18 protein-coding genes are annotated in these 20,823 nt (G+C 58.6%); 7 read left to right on the top strand and 11 right to left on the bottom strand.

Translation table 11 applies throughout. From position 1 onward, the window contains the following. Nucleotide 1 precedes the first annotated feature (1 nt). The 10 genes from HU754_RS07075 to rpsB form a co-directional block, all read right to left on the bottom strand. Nucleotides 2–505 carry an OmpH/Skp family outer membrane protein gene (locus HU754_RS07075; RefSeq protein ID WP_007908849.1) on the bottom strand — a complete coding sequence of 168 codons (504 nt, stop codon included), beginning with the start codon at nt 503–505 and terminating at the stop codon, nt 2–4. A 45-nt stretch (nt 506–550) separates the two neighbouring features. After that, the gene (gene bamA / locus HU754_RS07070) at nt 551–2,926 is read right to left on the bottom strand and encodes an outer membrane protein assembly factor BamA (RefSeq protein WP_093436583.1); all 2,376 of its coding nucleotides are present in this window, start codon (nt 2,924–2,926) and stop codon (nt 551–553) included. A gap of 74 nt (nt 2,927–3,000) precedes the next feature. Continuing rightward, a complete protein-coding gene (gene rseP / locus HU754_RS07065) occupies nt 3,001–4,353 on the bottom strand; it encodes a sigma E protease regulator RseP (protein WP_186622030.1) in 1,353 nt (450 codons plus the stop codon). Between the two features lie 54 nt (nt 4,354–4,407). Next, complete coding sequence (gene ispC, locus HU754_RS07060) at nt 4,408–5,598, bottom strand: 1-deoxy-D-xylulose-5-phosphate reductoisomerase (protein ID WP_093436589.1); 1,191 nt, start codon at nt 5,596–5,598, stop codon at nt 4,408–4,410. After that, the gene (locus tag HU754_RS07055) at nt 5,595–6,401 is read right to left on the bottom strand and encodes a phosphatidate cytidylyltransferase (RefSeq protein ID WP_093436592.1); all 807 of its coding nucleotides are present in this window, start codon (nt 6,399–6,401) and stop codon (nt 5,595–5,597) included. The genes ispC and HU754_RS07055 overlap by 4 nt, the downstream gene beginning before the upstream one ends. Continuing rightward, on the bottom strand, nt 6,401–7,156 hold the full coding sequence (gene uppS, locus HU754_RS07050; protein ID WP_186622028.1) for a polyprenyl diphosphate synthase: 756 nt from the start codon (nt 7,154–7,156) through the stop codon (nt 6,401–6,403). The genes HU754_RS07055 and uppS overlap by 1 nt, the downstream gene beginning before the upstream one ends. Before the next feature lie 14 nt (nt 7,157–7,170). Then, nucleotides 7,171–7,728, bottom strand: coding sequence for a ribosome recycling factor (gene frr / locus HU754_RS07045; RefSeq protein ID WP_034156333.1), 558 nt, complete (start codon nt 7,726–7,728; stop codon nt 7,171–7,173). Continuing rightward, entirely contained in the window at nt 7,725–8,468 is a 744-nt protein-coding gene (gene pyrH / locus HU754_RS07040; protein WP_003222124.1) for a UMP kinase, read from the bottom strand. Before pyrH ends, frr begins: the two co-directional genes overlap by 4 nt. Before the next feature lie 210 nt (nt 8,469–8,678). Further along, entirely contained in the window at nt 8,679–9,542 is an 864-nt protein-coding gene (tsf, locus tag HU754_RS07035) for a translation elongation factor Ts (RefSeq protein ID WP_093436595.1), read from the bottom strand. A 192-nt stretch (nt 9,543–9,734) separates the two neighbouring features. Beyond that, nucleotides 9,735–10,472 carry a 30S ribosomal protein S2 gene (gene rpsB / locus HU754_RS07030; RefSeq protein WP_003222119.1) on the bottom strand — a complete coding sequence of 246 codons (738 nt, stop codon included), beginning with the start codon at nt 10,470–10,472 and terminating at the stop codon, nt 9,735–9,737. Between the two features lie 373 nt (nt 10,473–10,845). On the opposite strand from rpsB, the gene map reads away from it, so the two are divergent. From map to dapC, 3 genes are read left to right on the top strand one after another with little or no spacing between them, the layout of a single operon-like run. Beyond that, entirely contained in the window at nt 10,846–11,628 is a 783-nt protein-coding gene (map, locus tag HU754_RS07025; RefSeq protein WP_007908857.1) for a type I methionyl aminopeptidase, read from the top strand. A 41-nt stretch (nt 11,629–11,669) separates the two neighbouring features. Further along, a complete protein-coding gene (locus HU754_RS07020) occupies nt 11,670–14,372 on the top strand; it encodes a [protein-PII] uridylyltransferase (RefSeq protein WP_186622026.1) in 2,703 nt (900 codons plus the stop codon). 43 nt (nt 14,373–14,415) lie between these two features. Next, nucleotides 14,416–15,615 (top strand): succinyldiaminopimelate transaminase, encoded by a 1,200-nt coding sequence (gene dapC, locus HU754_RS07015; protein ID WP_186622024.1) that lies wholly within the window; start codon nt 14,416–14,418, stop codon nt 15,613–15,615. A gap of 45 nt (nt 15,616–15,660) precedes the next feature. On the opposite strand, the gene HU754_RS07010 is transcribed toward dapC, so the two are convergent. Then, nucleotides 15,661–17,292 carry a Na+/H+ antiporter gene (locus HU754_RS07010; RefSeq protein WP_116254572.1) on the bottom strand — a complete coding sequence of 544 codons (1,632 nt, stop codon included), beginning with the start codon at nt 17,290–17,292 and terminating at the stop codon, nt 15,661–15,663. A gap of 293 nt (nt 17,293–17,585) precedes the next feature. Between HU754_RS07010 and HU754_RS07005 the strand changes: the two genes are divergently transcribed. From HU754_RS07005 to HU754_RS06990, 4 genes are all read left to right on the top strand, one after another. Beyond that, entirely contained in the window at nt 17,586–17,948 is a 363-nt protein-coding gene (locus HU754_RS07005; RefSeq protein ID WP_186622022.1) for an ArsC family reductase, read from the top strand. A gap of 32 nt (nt 17,949–17,980) precedes the next feature. Then, nucleotides 17,981–19,015 carry a 2,3,4,5-tetrahydropyridine-2,6-dicarboxylate N-succinyltransferase gene (gene dapD / locus HU754_RS07000; protein WP_093436607.1) on the top strand — a complete coding sequence of 345 codons (1,035 nt, stop codon included), beginning with the start codon at nt 17,981–17,983 and terminating at the stop codon, nt 19,013–19,015. Nucleotides 19,016–19,146: 131 nt separating this feature from the next. Then, on the top strand, nt 19,147–20,352 hold the full coding sequence (locus HU754_RS06995; RefSeq protein WP_186622020.1) for an aminotransferase class V-fold PLP-dependent enzyme: 1,206 nt from the start codon (nt 19,147–19,149) through the stop codon (nt 20,350–20,352). Beyond that, on the top strand, nt 20,349–20,753 hold the full coding sequence (locus HU754_RS06990; protein ID WP_186622018.1) for a SufE family protein: 405 nt from the start codon (nt 20,349–20,351) through the stop codon (nt 20,751–20,753). The genes HU754_RS06995 and HU754_RS06990 overlap by 4 nt, the downstream gene beginning before the upstream one ends. The last annotated feature ends 70 nt before the right edge of the window (nt 20,754–20,823 follow it).

Genomic DNA, 20,823 nt, shown 5'->3' with positions numbered 1-20,823 from the left:
GTTACTTCAGCTGATTCATGCGCTCGATTACCTGGCGCGTGATGTCGTACTGAGGCTTGACATCGATCACTGCGCCACGCTCGAACACCAGGTCAAAACCACCTTTCTTGATGACTTCTTCCACTGCGCTATCCAGTTTCGGCTTCAGTTGCTTGAGCATTTCGCGGTCGGCAACGGCTTTGGCTTCGTTCAGTTCCTTGGACTGGAACTGGAAGTCACGGGCCTTTTGCTTGAATTCCAGCTCCAGACGCTCGCGCTCACCTTGCTGCATTTTGTCGCCACCGGCCATCAGACGGTCCTGAATGCCCTTGGCGCTGCTTTCCAGCGTCTTCAGCTTGGTCAGTTGCGGACCGAACTTCTTCTCGGCATCAACGGCGTATTTCTTCGCCGCGTCGGATTCCAGCAAGGCCATCTGATAGTTCAGAACGGCAATTTTCATGTCGGCAAATGCCGGGCCTGCCACCATCAAGGAGGCCAGGAGAACCAATTGAGTCAACTTACGCACGATGCACTCCTACAAAATCCATTGTCGTTATCTTGGGTCAGACGCTTAGAACGTCTGGCCGAGGGAGAATTGGAACACTTGAGTATCAGCGTCATCCGGCTTCTTGACCGGCATGGCCAGCGCGAAGCTCAGAGGACCCAGTGCGGTGACCCAGGTCACACCCACACCCACGGAACTGGCCATGTTGCTCAGGCTGATGTCGTTGCATTTGGTGTTCGACGTCGAGCCGTTCGCATTGGTAGTGTCCTTGCACTGCGAGTCAAATACGTTACCCACATCCCAGAATACCGAAGTACGCAGAGAGCGCTGATCTTTTACGAATGGCAGCGGGAACAGAACCTCGACACCACCCTGGATCAGGACGTTACCACCGAACGGCAGTGGATCCTGGTCCGGGTCAGCCAGCGTGCCCGGGTTGGTACCACGGCTCGGCGTACTGCGCGGGCCGAGGGTGCTGTCCTTGAAGCCACGAACCGAGTTGAAACCACCAGCATAGTAGTTTTCATAGAACGGCAAGCCGTCGGTCGAACCGTAACCGTCGCCATAACCCAATTCGGTGTGCAGACGCAGGGTGTAGTTCTCGCTGATCGGCTGGAACAGCTGACCGCGGTAATCAAGTTTGTAGAACGACAGGTCACTGCCAGGAATGGTGGATTCCAGAGTCAGGCTCTGGGAACGGCCACGGGTCGGCAACACGCCTTTGTTCAGGGTCGATTCGGACCAGCCGGCCGACGCCTTGAAGTTCAGGTACTTGTCGCCTTCCTTGTTAACGAAGTCGAAAATTTCGTCAACGGTATAGGTACCGGTCTTGATCGTGTCTTGTTGAGCGGACAGGCCGAAGGTCAGACGCGAAGTTTCGCTGATCGGGTAACCAACGTTCACGCCGGCACCCAGGCTGTCTACCGCATAGCTTGCTACGTCGACGTCGAGGTCTTTGTAGTCAGTGGTGCGATAGAACGCGTTGTAACCCAGGCTGACGCCATCGGCGGTCCAGTACGGGTCAACGTAACCGAAGTTGTAGCGGCTCTGGTATTCGCTTCGGGTCAGGCCAACGCTGACGCGGTTACCGGTACCGAGGAAGTTGTTCTGGGTGATCGAACCACCAAGGATGAGACCGGCACTCTGGGCGAAACCGACGCTGGCGGTAATCGAACCGGAAGCCTGTTCTTCAACGGCGTAGTTCACGTCAACCTGATCGTCGACACCCGGAACAGCCGGGGTTTCAACGTTGACTTCTTTAAAGAAGCCCAGACGCTCAAGACGGGTCTTGGACTGGTCGATCAGGTAAGTCGAAGCCCAGCCGCCTTCCATCTGACGCATTTCACGACGCAGCACTTCGTCTTCGGACTTGGTGTTGCCACGGAAATTGATGCGGTTGACGTAGGCACGCTTGCCCGGATCAACAGCGAACAGGATGTCTACAGTGTGATCATCATCGTGCGGCTGAGGTACGCCGTTGACGTTGGCGAAGGTGTAACCCTCGTTACCCAGACGACGGGTGATCAGCTCGGATGTGGTAGTCATCAGCTTGCGCGAGAACACCTGCCCCTTCTGCACCAACAGCAGGGACTTGACCTGATCTTCAGGGACTTTCAGATCACCACTGAGCTTGACGTCACGAACGGTGTACTTCTCGCCCTCAGTGACGTTGACAGTGATGTAGACGTGCTTCTTGTCCGGGGTGATGGACACCTGGGTCGAAGCGATATCCATGTTGATATAGCCACGGTCCAGGTAGTAGGAACGCAGACGCTCCAGGTCACCGGAAAGTTTTTCACGGGCGTACTTGTCATCGTTCTTGAAGAACGACAGCCAGTTGGTGGTTTTCAACTCGAACAGGTCGGTCAGGTCTTCCTCGGGGAAAACCGTGTTGCCTACCACGTTGATGTGCTGAATGGCCGCAACGGTGCCTTCATTGATCTTCACCTTCAGGCCCACGCGGTTACGCGGCTGCGATACCACTTCGGTATCAACGGTAGCCGAGTAGCGACCTTGCGCGACGTACTGACGTTGCAGTTCGTTACGCACACCCTCAAGGGTGGCACGCTGGAAGATCTCGCCTTCGGCCAGACCGGACTGTTTGAGACCTTTCATCAAGTCTTCAGTGGAGATCGCCTTGTTGCCTTCGATCTCGATACTGGCGACCGACGGGCGTTCAACGACCGTGATTACCAGAACGTTGCCTTCGCGGCCCAGCTGGATATCTTGAAAGAAACCGGTTTTGAACAACGCACGAGTGGATTCCACCAGGCGACGATCATCCGCCTGCTCACCGACGTTCAACGGCAAGGCACCAAAGACGCTACCCGCGGAGACCCGCTGGAGGCCATTGACGCGAATATCAGAGATAGTGAAGGACTCGGCGTGAACTTCGGCGATCATCAATACGGTGAGAACCGCAGTTAGCAGCAGACGTTTCATGAAGTCCTTTCTTATTCCAACTGGCAATAAACAAACTGCCGCAAAATGCGGCAGATTCGCAATTCAGCGAAGCGTTACAGACGACCCAGATCGTTGACCAGAGCAAGCAACATCACCCCGACCACCAAACTGATACCGATCTGTATCCCCCAACCTTGCACCCGATCCGACAAGGGACGACCACGCGCCCACTCGATCAGATAAAACAACAAATGCCCCCCATCCAGTACAGGAATGGGCAGCAAATTCAGAACGCCCAGGCTAATACTCAGATAAGCAAGGAAATTCAGGAAATCAGCGACGCCCGACTGGGCAGAAGCGCCCGCCACTTTAGCAATGGTTATCGGTCCACTCAAGTTTTTTACCGAGAGCTCGCCGAACAGCATTTTCTTCAGTGAATCGAGCGTCAGAATGCTCATGGTCCAAGTGCGACGGGCACCCTCGCCAATTGCAGCCAACGGCCCGTAACTGACCTCGCGGATCATCTCCGGTGGCCAGTCGACAGCTTTTACGCCCGCCCCCAGATATCCGCTGGGCGATTTGCTTTCACCGCGCGCTGCCAGGGTCACAGGGACGTCGATTTGAGCATTGTCGCGCTCGATACGCAGCATGATTTTGGTATCAGGACGCGTACGTACCGTATCAACCACTTGCTGCCAGTCATTCAACGCCTGACCGTCGAGCGCCAACAGACGATCGCCAGTCTTCAAGCCGGCCGCCTGGGCCGGACCTTTCGGATCAAGTTCGGCGAGTACCGGCGGCAAGGCCGGGCGCCACGGGCGAATCCCCAGGGAGCGGATCGGATCCGGCTCATCTGCGCCTTTGAGCCAGTTATCCAGCTTCAGCTCACGCGGCGAATCGACAGTCGTGCCCTGTTCGCGCACCAGCAACTGCAGGGAACCGCTTTCACCAAGACGTCGGACCAACTGCAGATTGACGGCAGCCCAACCGGTAGTCGGCTCCCCATCGACAGCAACAATTTCCTGACCAGCGTTCAAACCGGCACTGGCGGCGATACTGCCGGATTCAACTGCACCAATGACCGGGCGAATCTGCTCGCTGCCGAGCATGGCCAATACCCAAAAGAACACCAACGCCAACAGGAAGTTGGCAATGGGGCCGGCGGCAACAATGGCGATACGCTGACGCACGGATTTGCGGTTGAACGACTGGTCAAGCTGATCGACTGGCACTTCGCCTTCGCGCTCATCGAGCATCTTGACGTAGCCACCCAAGGGTATCGCCGCGATTACAAATTCGGTGCCTTGCTTGTCATGCCAGCGCAGCAACGGCATGCCGAAGCCTACGGAAAAGCGCAGAACCTTGACGCCGCAGCGGCGCGCGACCCAGAAATGGCCGAATTCGTGAAAGGTGACCAGCACACCCAAGGCGATCAGGGTGCCGGCAATCATATAGAGCGCGCTCATCTACTTTCTCCGCAATCCTGTTCAGTGCCGCGTGTAGCCATTGTGTTGCAAATTTTATCGAGCGTGACGCTTCAACCATTGCTCAGCCAGGACTCGCGCCTTGGCATCAGCCGTAAACACGGCCTCGAGATCTGCCAATGCAACAACCGGCTCGAGGCTCAAGACTTCCTCGATGATACTCGCGATTTCCAGGTAACGGACCCGTCCGTCGAGAAACGCCGCCACCGCCACTTCATTGGCCGCATTGAGCATCGCCGGAGCACTGTCGCCAGCCTCGGCAGCTTGCCGAGCCAGGCGCAGGCAAGGGAAGCGTTCTTCATCCGGCGCTTCGAAATCCAGACGCGCGACGGCGAACAGATCCAGCGGTGCTACACCGGAATCAATGCGCTCCGGCCAGGCCAGGGCATTGGCAATCGGTGTACGCATATCGGGATTGCCCAACTGCGCCAGTACCGAACCGTCGACATAATCGACCAGCGAGTGAATCACGCTCTGCGGGTGGATCACCACCTCGACCTGCGAAGGCTTTGCATCAAACAACCAACAAGCCTCGATCAGCTCAAGACCTTTATTCATCATGCTGGCCGAATCGACCGAAATCTTGCGCCCCATGGACCAGTTAGGGTGCGCACACGCCTGATCAGGTGAAACATGCGCCAATTCACTCATGGGCGTCTGTCGGAACGGACCACCAGAGGCTGTGAGTAAAATCCGACGGACACCGACCGAGCTCAATCCACGAGCAAAATCCGGTGGCATGCACTGGAAAATCGCGTTGTGTTCGCTGTCGATCGGCAGCAGCACTGAACCGCTCTTGCGCACCGCTTGCATGAACAAGGCGCCGGACATCACCAGCGCCTCTTTATTGGCCAGAAGAATCTTCTTGCCTGCTTCAACGGCCGCCAAGGTCGGACGCAGCCCTGCTGCACCCACGATTGCTGCCATCACCGCATCGACTTCCGGAGCAGCAGCGACCTGACACAGGCCCTCTTCCCCTACCAATACGCGGGTTGGCAAACCGGCGGCACGCAAATCGTCCTGCAAACTGCGCGCGGCAGCTGCCTCGGGCACCACAGCGAATTGCGGCACGTGGCGCACGCACAAGGCGAAAAGCTCGCTCAAACGCGTGAAACCACTCAACGCGAAAACCTGATAACGCTCAGGATGACGGGCAATTACATCGAGCGTGCTCAGGCCGATCGAGCCCGTCGCACCCAAAACGGTAATCTGTTGTGGGCGACTCACGGTGCAGCCATCCACAGCAGCACGGCGAATACCGGAATGGCCGCGGTCAGACTGTCGATACGATCAAGCACGCCGCCATGACCGGGCAGCAGATTACTGCTGTCCTTGATACCGGACTGACGCTTGAACATGCTTTCGGTCAGATCGCCAACCACGGAGATGAAGACGATCAGCGCAGCGCCAATCAAGCCTTTAAGCAACTCGGCGACGGTCCAGTCGCGGACAAACGCGACAATGGCGGTAATCAGCAGACTCAGCACCAGACCACCGTACACGCCTTCCCAGCTTTTACCCGGACTGACTTGCGGGGCGAGCTTGCGCTTGCCGAATTTGCGCCCGGAGAAGTAAGCACCAATATCGGCACCCCAGACCAAGACCATCACCGCCATGATCAGCCAGTTACCCAGCGGGTACTGCTTGATCTGCACCAGACCTTGCCAGGCCGGCAACAGAATCAGCAAGCCAATGACCAGTTTGGTGGCAGCCGTGGACCAATGCTCGCTGGAACGCGGATATGTCAGCACCAGATAAGTCGCCACCGCCCACCAGAGCACCGAAGCCCCCAGCACCCAAGGTGCCAGGCCCGGCAGCACATACATGACGAACAACATCAATGCGACGACCGCGGCATACCCGACGCGGAACGATTGAGCGGTAAAGCCCGCCAGACGCGCCCATTCCCAGGCGCCCAGACTCACGACCAGACCGATGAACAGGGCAAAACCCGAACCTTCGAGCAGGAAAAAACCGCACAAGGCGATCGGCAGCAGGATCAGCGCAGTGATGATTCGTTGTTTAAGCATTAAACCCGGGCTCCAGCTTCGACCTGTTCGCTCGTTTTACCGAAGCGACGCTGGCGCGAAGCGAAATCGGCCAGCGCATTACGCATGGCATCGTGTTTGAAGTCCGGCCAGAACAGGTCGGAGAAGTACAACTCGGCGTACGCCAGTTGCCACAGCAGGAAGTTGCTTATGCGGTGTTCGCCACCGGTACGGATGCAAAGGTCCGGCAATGGCAGATCGCCGGTCGCCAGACAGGTTTGCAACAGATCCGGGGTGATGTCTTCCGGGCGCAGGTGCCCGGCCTGGACTTCACGCGCCAGACGCTGGGCAGCCTGTGCAATATCCCACTGACCGCCGTAATTGGCGGCGATCTGCAGGATGAAACGGTCGGCACCGGCCGTCATCGCTTCAGCTTCACGCATTGCTGCCTGAAGCTCCGGATGAAAGCGTGAACGATCGCCGATGATGCGCAGGCTGATGTTGTTGTCGTTGAGACGCTTGGCCTCACGACGCAACGCCTTGAAGAACAGATCCATCAAGGCACTGACTTCATCGGCCGGGCGCTGCCAGTTTTCACTGGAAAACGCGAACAGGGTGAGCACCTCGACCTTGGCCTCGGCGCACACCTCGATGACGGCCCGCACAGCATCCACGCCCGCTTTATGTCCGGCGACACCCGGCATAAAGCGTTTTTTCGCCCAGCGATTATTGCCATCCATGATGATCGCGACATGGCGCGGCACCGCGGACGGCGCAGTCTGCTTGGTCTTGTCCATTAAAAGCTCGAACCTTATACGGCCATCAGATCCGCTTCTTTTTGCTTGGTAGCCGCGTCGATATCAGCTTCAGCCTTGTCGGTGATTTTCTGAATATCGGCAGCAGCACGACGCTCTTCGTCTTCGCTGATTTCTTTGTCTTTGACCAGCTTCTTCAGCTCACCCAAGGCATCACGACGAATGTTGCGCACGGCAACTCGCGCGTCTTCGGCGGCACTGCGCGCCTGCTTGGTGAAGCCCTTGCGGGTTTCTTCAGTCAGGGCCGGCATGGAGATCAGCAACAACTCGCCCAGGTTGGTCGGGTTGAGGTTCAGGCCAGCGCTCTGGATTGCCTTGTCGACTGCGGCGAGCATGTTGCGCTCGAACGCAACGACTTGCAGGGTACGCGAGTCCTTAACGGTGATGTTCGCCACTTGAGTGATGGAGGTGTCTGCGCCGTAGTACGGCACCATCACGCTACCCAGAATGCTTGGGTGAGCCTTGCCGGTACGAATCTGACCAAAGGCGTGGGTCAGAGAGTCCAGGGATTTCTGCATGCGCTCTTGAGCGTCTTTTTTGATTTCGTTGATCATTGTTGACCTTCCTCGATCAGGGTGCCTTCAGCGCCGCCATGGACGATGTTCAGCAGGGCACCGGGCTTGTTCATGTTGAATACGCGCAGCGGCATCTTGTGGTCGCGGCACAGGCAAATAGCGGTCAGATCCATCACGCCCAGCTTGCGATCCAGCACTTCATCATAAGTCAGATGATCGAACTTCTCGGCATGCGGGTCTTTGAACGGGTCTGCGGTATAGACGCCATCAACCTTGGTCGCTTTCAGCACGACGTCGGCATCGATTTCGATTGCGCGCAGGCAGGCGGCGGAATCCGTGGTGAAGAACGGATTACCGGTACCGGCTGCGAAGATCACGACGTCTTTGGAGTTCAGGTGACGCATGGCTTTGCGGCGATCATAGTGATCGGTCACGCCCACCATGGAAATGGCCGACATCACGATGGCCGAGATATTGGCACGTTCCAGCGCATCGCGCATGGCCAGGGCGTTCATCACAGTGGCCAGCATGCCCATGTGGTCACCTGTCACCCGATCCATACCGGCTTTGCTCAACGCTTCGCCACGGAACAGGTTGCCACCACCGATCACCAGACCGACCTGTACGCCGATGCCGACCAGTTGGCCGACTTCCAGCGCCATCCGATCCAGCACTTTTGGATCGATCCCGAACTCTTCCGAGCCCATCAGGGCCTCGCCGCTAAGCTTGAGTAGAATGCGTTTATAGCGAGCCTGATAACCACTGCCCTGCTGAGCCATTGCGAATCTCTCCTGCGGCGTATTTAAAAATTCTTTGCGAGCTGTTTACAGCTGGCGTTCACTCTAGCTTGGCGCTGCTTCAGCGCCATCGGAACATGGCTTTGTAAGTCAGTTCCAAGTGGAAACCAATTAAAAATTGGCAACCCCATCTGAAAAGAGGCTGCGCGCGTAAGCGGGCAGCCTCTTTCGGGCGACAGTTGAAAAACCGTCTTATTGCTTGGCGGCAGCCAGCTGGGCAGCAACTTCTTCAGCGAAGTTGTCGACCGGCTTCTCGATGCCTTCGCCTACTTTGTAGTAAGTGAAGGAAACGATTTCTGCGCCGCCTTTCTTGGCCAGCTCGCCAACCTTGATTTCAGGGTTCTTGACGAACGCCTGCTCAACCAGGCTTGCTTCTGCCAGGAACTTGCTGATACGGCCTTTGACCATGTTCTCAACAATGTTTTCTGGCTTGCCTTTGATCTTCTCTTCGTTCAGCTGCAGGAACACAGCTTTTTCACGCTCGATCGCTTCAGCCGAAACTTGCGAAGGCAGCAGGAACTCAGGGTTGCTGGCAGCAACGTGCATCGCGATGTCTTTGGCCAGCTCGACGTCACCGCCTTTCAGAGCCACAACAACACCGATCTTGTTGCCGTGCAGGTACGAACCTACAACGTCGCCTTCGATACGGGTCAGACGACGGATGTTGACGTTCTCGCCTACTTTGGCAACCAGTGCTTCACGAGCAGCTTCTTGCGAAGCGATCAGCGGAGCAGCGTCGGTCAGCTTGTCAGCGAAGGCTTTTTCAACGCTGGCAGCAACGAAGTTTTTGAAGTCGTCTTGCAGGGCCAGGAAGTCGGTCTGCGAGTTCACTTCCAGGATAACGGCAGCTTTACCGTCGTCCTTGATTGCGATTGCGCCTTCAGCGGCAACGTTGCCAGCCTTTTTCGCAGCCTTGATCGCGCCCGAAGCACGCATGTCATCAATGGCTTTTTCGATGTCGCCGTCAGCCTTTTCCAGGGCTTTCTTGCAGTCCATCATGCCTTCGCCGGTACGCTCGCGCAGTTCTTTAACCAACGCTGCAGTAATTGCTGCCATTTTCAAATTCCTCTTGGATAGGTTTTCAACCATTCCACCCGATCGAACGGGCGTTCAATTCGTCCCGAGCCCCACCTTGTAGCTGCTGCACGTTACAGGAGCTGTAGCTGCGCCGCCGACAAATGGTTTTCGAGGTGGCAAAAAGGGGGCCAAGCCCCCTTTTTGCTTACTGAGTCAACGCCAGGGCGTTAATTACTCAGCTGCAGCCTGAGTTTCTTCAGCTGCGAATTCTACAGTGCCGCCAGCAACATTGTTGCGACCACGGATCACCGCGTCAGCCATCGAACCCATGTACAGCTGGATAGCGCGGATTGCGTCATCGTTGCCTGGGATGATGTAGTCAACGCCTTCCGGGCTGCTGTTGGTGTCGACAACGCCGATTACCGGGATGCCCAGCTTGTTGGCTTCGGTGATCGCGATGCGCTCGTGGTCAACGTCGATCACGAACAGTGCGTCTGGCAGACCGCCCATGTCCTTGATGCCGCCCAGCGAACGATCCAGCTTTTCCAGGTCACGGGAGCGCATCAGCGCTTCTTTCTTGGTCAGCTTGGCGAAAGTACCGTCTTCGGCTTGAACTTCAAGGTCACGCAGACGCTTGATGGAAGCACGAATGGTTTTGAAGTTGGTCAGCATGCCGCCCAACCAGCGGTGATCGACGTACGGCGAACCGCAACGTGCTGCTTCTTCAGCAACGATCTTGCCAGCGGAACGCTTGGTGCCGACGAACAGAATCTTGTTTTTGCCCTGGGCCAGACGCTCTACGAAAGTAAGAGCTTCGTTGAACATTGGCAGGGTTTTTTCAAGGTTGATGATGTGAATCTTGTTACGCGCGCCGAAAATGTACTTACCCATTTTCGGATTCCAGTAACGGGTTTGGTGACCGAAGTGCACACCGGCCTTCAGCATATCGCGCATGTTGACTTGGGACATGATAGTTCCTTAATAAGTCGGGTTTGGCCTCCACGTATCCCAATGACCAACCAGTGGCATAAAGCCAAAAGCACCCAGGTCATCGTGTCGACACGTGTGTGGATTTAAGCTTTTCGGGGTATCCCCGGAAAGCGGCGCATTTTATACCACAGGGTGCGCAGAAACGGAACCCGGAATCTGTATTCGCACCAAGGACATGGGCGCAGCCCCCTTGGAATCGGCCCCGAACGCACCATTGTATAGAGAGAAGCGATGCACGCGGGCGCTGAATTGCGCCGTGCGTCTGTTAGAATCGCGTTTTTCAGGGTCGCCAATCGAACACTCGCCACCCTATTCGTATCAGCAAGCGCCGCCGAGCGCAGAGAGAGCCCGTATGACCGTCAACCTCAAAACTCCCGAGGACATCGCTGGCATGCGCGTCGCCGGCAAACTGGCCGCCGATGTGCTGGAAATGATTGCCGAACATGTCAAGCCGGGCGTCACCACCGATGAGCTGAACCAGATCTGCCACGACTACATCGTCAACGTGCAGCAAGCCATCCCTGCCCCGCTCAACTACAAGGGCTACCCGAAGTCGATCTGCACCTCGATCAACCACGTGGTCTGCCATGGCATCCCGAACGACAAGCCGCTGAAAAACGGTGACACCCTGAACATCGACGTTACCGTGATCAAGGACGGTTACCACGGCGACACCAGCCGCATGTTCCACGTCGGCGAAGTGCCGGTCTGGGCCGAGCGTCTGTCGCAGATCACCCAGGAATGCATGTACAAGGCGATCGAGATCGTCAAACCCGGCTGCCGCCTCGGCGACATCGGCGAAGTGATCCAGAAGCACGCCGAGAAGAACGGCTTCTCCGTGGTTCGCGAGTTCTGCGGTCATGGCATCGGCAAGGTCTTCCACGAAGAGCCGCAGATCCTCCACTACGGCCGCGCGGGCACCGGCATGGAACTGAAGGCCGGCATGACCTTCACCATCGAACCGATGATCAACCAGGGCAAGGCCGACACCAAAGTACTCGGCGACGGCTGGACCGCGATCACCAAGGACCGCAAGCTCTCGGCACAGTGGGAACACACCCTGCTGGTCACCGACACCGGCTACGAGATCTTCACCCTGCGCGCCGATGACACCATCCCGCGCGTCTCGGCCTGATCCACACAACGCTCCCAGCCTTATAGAAGGAAAGCCAATCGATGCCGCAGGTGGATCCCGAACTCTTCGACCGCGGCCAGTTCCAGGCTGAACTGGCCCTGAAAGCGAGTCCTATCGCGGCGTTCAAGAAGGCGATCCGCCAGGCTCGCGAGGTGCTCGACACGCGTTTTCGCAATGGCCGCGACATCCGCCGCCTGATCGAAGACCGCGCCTGGTTCGTCGACAACATCCTGCAAAAGGCTTGGGAGCAATTCAACTGGAGCGAAGACGCCGACATCGCGCTGGTCGCGGTCGGAGGCTACGGTCGCGGTGAGCTGCACCCGTATTCCGACATCGACTTGCTGATCCTGCTGGACAGCGCCGACCACGAAGTTTTCCGCGACTCCATCGAGCGTTTTCTGACGCTGCTGTGGGACATCGGCCTGGAAGTCGGTCAGAGCGTACGCTCGGTCGATGAATGCGCCGAAGAGGCCCGTGCTGACCTGACCATCGTCACCAACCTGATGGAAAGCCGCACCATCTGCGGTCCCGAGCGTCTGCGTCAGCGCATGCTCGATGTCACCAGCACCGCGCACATGTGGCCGGCCAAAGAGTTCTTCCTGGCCAAACGCGCCGAGCAAAAAGCCCGTCACCACAAATACAACGACACCGAATACAACCTGGAACCCAACGTCAAAGGCTCGCCCGGCGGACTGCGGGATATCCAGACGATTCTGTGGGTGGCCCGGCGTCAGTACGGCACCCTGAACCTGCGCGCCCTCGCCGGCGAAGGCTTCCTGGTCGAAAGCGAAAACGCCCTGCTCGCCTCCTCTCAGGAATTCCTCTGGAAAGTGCGCTACGCCCTGCACATGCTGGCGGGCCGCTCGGAAGACCGCTTGCTGTTCGATCATCAGCGCACCATCGCCGGGCTGCTCGGCTTTGAAGGCGACGACGCCAAACAGGCCGTCGAAAACTTCATGCAGCAATATTTCCGCGTGGTGATGAGCATTGCCCAGCTCAGCGACCTGATCATCCAGCACTTCGAAGAAGTCATTCTCGCGCCGGAAGACGAAGCTGCGCCGCAGCCGATCAACTCACGCTTCCAGTTGCACGACGGTTATATCGAGGCACGCAACGACAACGTGTTCCGCCGCACGCCATTCGCCATGCTCGAGATCTTCGTGCTGATGGCCCAGCAGCCGGAAATCAAAGGTGTGCGCGCCGATACCATTCGTCTGCTGCGGGAAAACCGTCACCTGATCGACGACAACTTCCGCAACGATATCCGTAACACCAGCCTGTTCATCGAGCTGTTCAAGTGCAAGATCGGCATCCACCGCAACCTGCGCCGGATGAACCGTTACGGCATTCTCGGGCGTTATCTGCCCGAATTCGGTTTTATCGTCGGGCAGATGCAGCACGACCTGTTCCACATCTATACGGTCGATGCGCACACGCTGAACCTGATCAAGCACCTGCGCAAATTGCAGTACACCCAGGTCTCGGAGAAATTTCCGCTGGCCGCCAAACTCATGGCCAAACTGCCCAAGCCCGAACTGATCTACATGGCGGGCCTGTACCACGACATCGGTAAAGGCCGGCATGGCGATCACTCGGAGATCGGCGCAGTCGATGCCGAGGCGTTCTGCCAGCGTCATCAGTTGCCGGTGTGGGATAGCCGTCTGATTGTCTGGCTGGTGCAAAACCATCTGGTGATGTCGACCACCGCGCAGCGTAAGGACTTGTCCGACCCGCAGGTGATCCACGACTTTGCCCTGGCCGTTGGCGATGAAACCCGCCTCGACTATCTCTACGTGCTGACCGTGGCCGACATCAACGCGACAAACCCGACACTGTGGAACTCGTGGCGCGCCAGCCTGTTGCGCCAGCTCTACACCGAGACCAAGCGCGCCTTGCGCCGTGGCCTGGAAAACCCGGTGGACCGCGAAGAGCAGATCCGCCAGACCCAAAGCGCCGCGCTGGATATTCTGGTGCGTGGTGGCACCGACCCGGACGATGTCGAGCAACTGTGGGCGCAATTGGGCGATGACTATTTCCTGCGCCACACCGCCGGCGACGTGGCCTGGCACAGCGATGCGATTCTGCAGCAACCGGTCGATGGCGGGCCGCTGGTACTGATCAAGGAAACCACCCAGCGCGAGTTCGAGGGTGGCACGCAGATCTTCATTTATGCACCGGACCAGCACGACTTTTTCGCCGTGACCGTGGCGGCGATGGATCAGTTGAACCTGAACATTCACGACGCCCGGGTCATCACCTCGAGCAGCCAGTTCACCCTCGACACCTACATCGTGCTCGACAACGAAGGCGAATCCATCGGCGACAACCCGGCACGGGTCAAGCAGATCCGCGAAGGCCTGACCGAAGCCCTGCGCAACCCGGACGATTACCCGACGATCATCCAGCGCCGCGTACCGCGCCAGCTCAAGCATTTCGCCTTTGCGCCGCAGGTCACCATCCACAACGATGCGCAGCGTCCGGTGACCGTGCTGGAATTGACCGCCCCTGATCGCCCGGGCCTGCTGGCACGGATCGGCGGGATTTTCCTCGAGTTCGACCTGTCGCTGCAGAACGCCAAGATTGCGACCCTCGGCGAGCGCGTGGAGGACGTCTTCTTCATCACCGACGCCCACAACCAGCCGTTGTCCGACCCGTTGCTGTGCAGCCGTTTGCAGGATGCGATCGTTGAGCAACTGAGCGTCAATCAGGAACCCGATATCAAACTGTCGCGCCTCAGTATTTGATGGCGCCCCGGATTCAAATGGCTTTGCACGAGACCCAGCCCCAATGAACAACGCTCTGAACCAGCTCCAGCCGTACCCGTTCGAAAAGCTCCGCGCCCTGCTCGGCACCGTGACCCCGAACCCGGACAAACGCCCGATCGCCCTGTCGATCGGCGAGCCGAAACATCGCTCGCCAAGCTTTGTCGCCGAAGCGCTGGCCAACAGTCTGGATCAGATGGCCGTCTACCCGACCACCCTCGGTATCCCCGCCCTGCGCGAAGCCATCGCCGGCTGGTGCGAGCGTCGTTTCGGCGTGCCGAATGGCTGGATCGATCCGGCGCGCAACGTGTTGCCGGTCAATGGCACCCGTGAAGCGTTGTTTGCGTTCACCCAGACCGTGGTCAACCGTGGCGATGATGCGTTGGTGGTCAGCCCGAACCCGTTCTACCAGATCTACGAAGGCGCCGCGTTCCTCGCCGGGGCCAAGCCGCATTACTTGCCGTGCCTGGACGAGAACGGCTTCAACCCGGATTTCGATGCCGTTTCGCCGGACATCTGGAAACGTTGCCAGATCCTGTTCCTCTGCTCGCCGGGCAACCCGACCGGCGCGCTGATCCCAGTCGACACCCTGAAAAAACTGATCGCCCTGGCCGATGAATACGATTTCGTGATCGCCGCCGACGAGTGCTACAGCGAGTTGTACTTCGACGAACAAACCCCTCCGCCGGGCCTGCTGACGGCTTGTGTCGAACTGGGTCGCAAGGACTTCAAGCGTTGCGTGGTGTTCCACAGCCTGTCCAAGCGTTCCAACCTGCCGGGCCTGCGCTCTGGCTTTGTTGCCGGCGATGCCGACATCCTCAAGGGCTTCCTGCTGTATCGCACCTACCACGGCTGCGCGATGCCGGTACAAACGCAACTGGCCAGCGTGGCGGCGTGGAATGACGAAGTGCATGTGCGCGCCAACCGTGCGCTGTACCGCGAGAAATTCGATGCGGTGCTGGAGATCCTCAGCCCGGTGATGGACGTGCAGCGTCCGGATGGCAGCTTCTATCTGTGGCCGAACGTGCAAGGTGATGACGCGGCGTTCTGCCGCGATTTGTTTGAGCAGGAACATGTGACCGTGGTGCCGGGCTCGTACCTGTCCCGTGATGTCGATGGCGTCAACCCGGGCGCAGGCCGTGTGCGCATGGCACTGGTTGCACCCCTGGCCGAATGCGTCGAAGCCGCCGAACGGATTCGCGCCTTCATCACTCGCCAGCAGTAATCATCAAGAGTCCGCACCAGCCATCTGGTGCGGACTCTTGATCGATTATTTGACCTTCCCCAGATTGGCCTCACTCAAATCCAGATCGGCCAACACTTCTCTGAGGACGTCATCACCTATCTGGTGATGACGACTGAGGCTATAGAGTTCCAGACGCTGTGCCCTGAGCGCTTTCAGGCGCATGCGCCGCTCGAGTAAATCCATCTGAAACGCGAGGGCCTGCGCTTCGGCGGAATCGTTGAAGACATCCAGTTGATGGCGATATTCGGACATGATCCGCGCCTTCAACTCGGCAGACAAAGCGGCCTGAGCAGCGTCCTGCGGAGTGGTTTCCTCTGTCTCTAGAGCATGAATCGCCGCTTCCGCGGTTTTGCGCCAGGCATCGCGCACTTCCTGGCGCCGCTTGTCGTCCGGGCTTTTTTCGATGCCGCGCAACAGCAGAGGCAGCGCGATACACGCCGAAACCAGCGACAGCAGAATCACTCCGGCGGCGATGAAAATCAGCAGATCACGCTCGGGAAACGCGTCCGTCCCCATCAACATCGGCACCGACATCACGCCGGCCAGCGTTACTGCACCGCGCACACCGCCGACAGTCAGCAGCCAGCAGGAGCGCGCGGTCGGGACTTGCGTCAGCTCGCCCTTGCCGCGCAAGCGTCGCAACAGCACCGATAGACGCCAGATGCTCTGCACCCAGACAAACCGCAACAACACCAGCGCAAGAAAAATCGCCACAACATCGAGGCAGCGATAGAACAACGTCGGCCACAACGTCGGCTCGTGACTGACCACGGCTTTGATGATGTCCGGCAATTGCAGGCCGAGCAGGAGGAAAATCAAACCGTTGAAAGCGAACTCCAGCAGCGACCAGACACTGCGATTGAGCAAGCGGGTGCTGGTCTGCCGAGGCAACAGATCAAGCCAGCTCTGCATCATCCCCGCCGCCACGGCCGAGAGAATGCCCGAGACGCCAAGACGCTCGGCCAACACATAAGCCGCGAACGGCAGCAACAACATGAACACCACGTGCGTCGCCGGATCATCCCAGCCACGGGCAATCATCCACGCCCGCAAGCGCCCGACCAGCCAGCTCAAGGCCACACCGACCGCCAACCCGCCGAGCGCCACCAGGACGAAAGTCAGGCTGGCATTGGTCAGCGAGAACACGCCTGTGATGGCCGCCACCAGGGCGAACTTGAACGTCACCAGACCGGAGGCATCGTTCATCAGCGCCTCGCCCTGCAATATATGCATCAACGGGGTCGGCAAGCGGTTTTGTGAAATGGCCGACACCGCCACAGCGTCCGTCGGCGACAACACTGCCGCCAGGGCGAAGGCCACCGGCAGCGGAATTGACGGCAACAGCCAATGAATGAAGTAGCCGGCGCCGACCACGGTAAACAGTACCAGCCCGACGGCCAGTGTCAGAATCGGCCCGCGCAGTTGCCAGAACTCACGCTTGGGCATGCGCCAGCCATCGGAAAACAACAAGGGTGGCAGGAACAGAAACAGGAACAATTCGGGATCGAGCGCCACATGCAGACCCAAGGTCGGCCAGGCGAGCAAGGCGCCGGCGGCAATCTGCACCAGTGGCAGAGGCAGCGGAATGACCCGCCCGACCAGACGCGAAACGCTAACCAGCATCAGCAGGATCAGGACGGTGTAAGCAGTTTGCATATAGCGGAAATCTCAGACAATCGACAGCGTTGAACTGCCATATTAGCCGCTTAGGATGCGTCTGACCGTTGCACCTATGTCGCAGCCTGGAACAACGCCCATTGTGGGAGCGAGCCTGCTCGCGAATGCGGTCGTTCATCGAACAGAGATATTGACTGACAGGGCCTCTTCGCGAGCAAGCTCGCTCCCACAGGGTTTTGCATTACCAAATCGACCTGAGGCGCCGCGAACCGGTTCGGTCATGGCATAATCCGACACCATTTTTCTCCAGCACCTGTAAAGGGGGCGATTCCTTGACCGTTTCAAGTAAAACGTTGCACCTTTTCGGCATCAAAGCCTGCGACACCATGAAGAAGGCGCGCACCTGGCTCGATGAACACGCTGTCAGCTACGACTTTCACGATTACAAAACCGCCAGCATCGACCGTGAACACCTGACCCAATGGTGTGACGAACACGGCTGGCAAACGGTGTTGAACCGCGCAGGCACGACCTTTCGCAAACTCGACGACGAACGCAAAGCCGATCTCGACCAGTCGAAAGCCATCGAACTGATGCTCGCCCAACCCTCGATGATCAAGCGCCCGGTGCTCGATCTCGGTGACCGAACCCTGATTGGCTTCAAGCCAGACATCTACGCGGCCGCACTCAAATAAGCAGCCCGTCACTTATTGCTAGAGGTATTCACATGTCCAACTCCCTGTTCAGCATCGCCTTTGGTGTCGGCACTCAGAACCGTCAAGGCGCCTGGCTGGAAGTGTTCTACGCCCAGCCACTGCTCAATCCGTCGGCCGAACTGGTCGCTGCCGTTGCGCCGATCCTCGGTTACACCGCAGGCAATCAGGCCATCACCTTCACCACCGCGCAGGCTGCGCAACTGGCTGAAGCCGTGAAAGGCATCGACGCCGTACAAGGCAAGCTGCTGACCCGTCTGGCCGAGAGCCACAAGCCGCTGGTCGCCACCCTGCTGGCCGAAGACGCGCAACTGACCTCGACACCTGAGGCTTACCTCAAGCTGCATCTGCTGTCGCACCGTCTGGTCAAGCCGCACGGCGTGAGCCTGGCCGGGATCTTCCCGCTGCTGCCGAACGTAGCGTGGACCAGCCAAGGCGCCATCGACCTGAGCGAACTGGCGGAAATGCAACTGGAAGCCCGTCTGCGTGGCGAGCTGCTGGAAGTGTTCTCGGTGGACAAGTTCCCGAAAATGACCGACTACGTGGTACCGGCTGGCGTGCGCATCGCTGACGCCGCGCGTCTGCGTCTGGGTGCTTACGTGGGCGAAGGCACCACCGTGATGCACGAAGGCTTCATCAACTTCAACGCCGGCACCGAAGGCCCGGGCATGATCGAAGGCCGCGTTTCCGCTGGCGTATTCGTCGGCAAGGGCTCGGACCTGGGCGGCGGTTGCTCGACCATGGGCACCCTGTCGGGCGGCGGCAACATCGTGATCAAGGTCGGCGAAGGCTGCCTGATCGGCGCCAACGCCGGTATCGGTATCCCGTTGGGCGACCGCAACACCGTTGAGTCGGGCCTGTACGTGACGGCCGGTACCAAGGTTGCCCTGCTGGACGAGCACAACAATCTGGTTAAAGTTGTGAAAGCGCGTGAGCTGGCCGGTCAGACCGACCTGCTGTTCCGTCGCAATTCGGAAACCGGTGCTGTGGAGTGCAAAACCCACAAATCGGCGATCGAACTGAACGAAGCGCTGCACGCTCACAACTAAGCAGCACATTGATAACCTGTGGGAGCGAGCCTGCTCGCGAAGCTTTTGGCGTATTCAAGAACGCCTTCGCGAGCAGGCTCGCTCCCACAGTGTCTTGTGTACATCCCGCCCAAGTTCACAGGGCTGAACAAATGATGATTCCCTCCCCTTGGCGTGCCGATTTCCCGGCCATCGCCGCGCTGCAACGGCAAGACCAGACCTATCTGGACAACGCCGCCACCACGCAAAAACCCCAAGCCCTGCTCGACGCACTGACGCATTACTACGCCAACGGCGCAGCCAATGTGCATCGTGCGCAACACCTGCCCGGCGCTCATGCCACGCAGGCGTTCGAGGACAGTCGGCTGAAGGTGGCCCAGTGGCTGAATGCCGGTGACAGTGGGCAAATCATCTTTACTCACGGCGCCACCAGTGCGCTGAACCTCCTGGCGTATGGCCTGGAACCTCTTTTTCAACCGGGCGATGAAATTGTCATCAGCGCCCTGGAGCATCACGCCAACCTGTTGCCGTGGCAGCAACTGGCCCAACGGCGAAGTCTCAAACTGGTGATCCTGCCGCTGGATGCCGACGGTCTGATCGACCTTGCTGCCGCTATGCACCTGATCGGCCCACGCACGCGCTTGCTGGCGGTCAGTCAGTTGTCCAACGTGCTCGGTTCGTGGCAGCCATTGCCGGCGTTGCTGGGCATGGCCAAGGCGCAGAACGCGCTGACCGTGGTCGATGGCGCGCAAGGCGTGGTGCATGGTCGGCATGATGTGCAGGCGCTGGGTTGCGACTTCTACGTGTTTTCCAGCCACAAGCTGTATGGCCCCGATGGCCTCGGCGTGCTGTTCGGACGCAACGCTGCGCTTGAACAGCTGAAGCCCTGGCAGTTCGGCGGCGAAATGGTGCTGGAAGCCAACTATCACGACGCGCGTTTCCGCCCGGCGCCGCTGGGCTTCGAGGCGGGCACGCCGCCGATTGCCAGTGTGATCGGCCTTGGCGCGACGCTGGATTATCTGGCCGGTCTGGATCAGGACGCGGTGTCCGCCCACGAGGCTGCGCTGCATGACTATCTGCTGCGTGGCCTTGCCGCCCGTAACGGCATTCGTTTGCTCGGCAAGCCGCAATTGGCGCTGGCGAGTTTTGTTGTCGAGGGTGTGCATAACGCCGATCTCGCGCATCTTTTGACTGAGCAAGGTATTGCCGTGCGCGCCGGGCATCACTGCGCGATGCCGCTGCTGAAAAGCTTCGAACTGGCTGGGGCGATTCGGGTGTCGCTGGCGCTGTACAACGATTCCGAGGATCTGGAACGCTTCTTTGAAGCGCTGGATCAGGCGCTGGAGTTGTTGCGATGAGTTTGCCGGTTGAGGCCGCCGAGGCGCTGCAGACTTTTCAGAATGCAGCGGGCTGGGAACAACGGGCGCGGTTGTTGATGCAGTTTGGTGATCGTTTGCCGCCACTAAGTGAAGCCGAAAAGTGCGAGGCTAACCGGGTGCATGGCTGTGAGAGTCAGGTCTGGCTGGTTGGTGAACTGCACGACGGTCACTGGCAATTCAGCGCCAGTAGCGATGCGCGGATGATTCGTGGGTTGGTGGCGTTGCTGTTGTTGCGGGTAAATGGTTTGTCGGCCACTGAATTGCAGCAGGTTGATTTACCGGACTGGTTCAATCAGCTAGGGCTTTCGCGACAACTATCGCCATCGCGCAGTAATGGCCTCAACGCCGTGCTCAAGCGGATGAATGAGTTGGCGCTTTAAAGCGGCTGCTTCGCAGCCATCGCGAGCAGGCTCACTCCTACAATTGGAATGCGTTCCCCTGTAGGAGTGA

Source organism: Pseudomonas zeae (assembly GCF_014268485.2).
Classification (GTDB): domain Bacteria; phylum Pseudomonadota; class Gammaproteobacteria; order Pseudomonadales; family Pseudomonadaceae; genus Aquipseudomonas; species Aquipseudomonas neuropathica.
This window is presented reverse-complemented; position numbering and strand designations above follow the sequence as displayed.